A 445-nucleotide genomic window follows, 5' to 3' on the forward strand; every position below is an offset into this window, starting at 1 on the left:
GTCACCGCTGCAATGCTGGCGAATGCCGTGGAATTTGCCTAGGATCAAGTGATTATTGTGGCAAGGGGGCTGCATGCAAGACGTTGATGTCGTCATCATCGGCGCCGGCTCGGCGGGTCTTGCCGCTGCCAAAACCCTGCAGGCGGCGGGGCTTTCCTTCACGCTGCTCGAAGCGATGGACCGAATCGGCGGGCGAGCCTGGACCAGCGACCAGCATTTCGGCGTGCCTTTCGACATCGGCTGCGCCTGGCTGCATGCCGCCGACCGCAATCCCTATTTTCCCGAAGCGCAAGTGGCAGGCTGGACGTTGCATCATCACGACATGAATGTCGATCATCTCTACTACCGCGAGCGCAAGGCGAGCGAAGCGGAAGAAGCCGACATGAAGGCCGCCGACGCAAAGCTGTTCGAACTGCTGGCCAGGCATGAAGTGAAGGACGGAGAT

General features: G+C 60.4%; 1 protein-coding gene. It reads left to right on the forward strand.

From position 1 onward, the window contains the following. Positions 1 to 73 precede the first annotated feature (73 nt). The coding region (locus tag EN994_RS34960; RefSeq protein WP_127308322.1) for an FAD-dependent oxidoreductase at positions 74 to 445 on the forward strand (372 nt) is incomplete at its 3' end.

The sequence above is a fragment of the Mesorhizobium sp. M7A.F.Ca.CA.002.09.1.1 genome (assembly GCF_003998555.1).
Classification (GTDB): domain Bacteria; phylum Pseudomonadota; class Alphaproteobacteria; order Rhizobiales; family Rhizobiaceae; genus Mesorhizobium; species Mesorhizobium ciceri.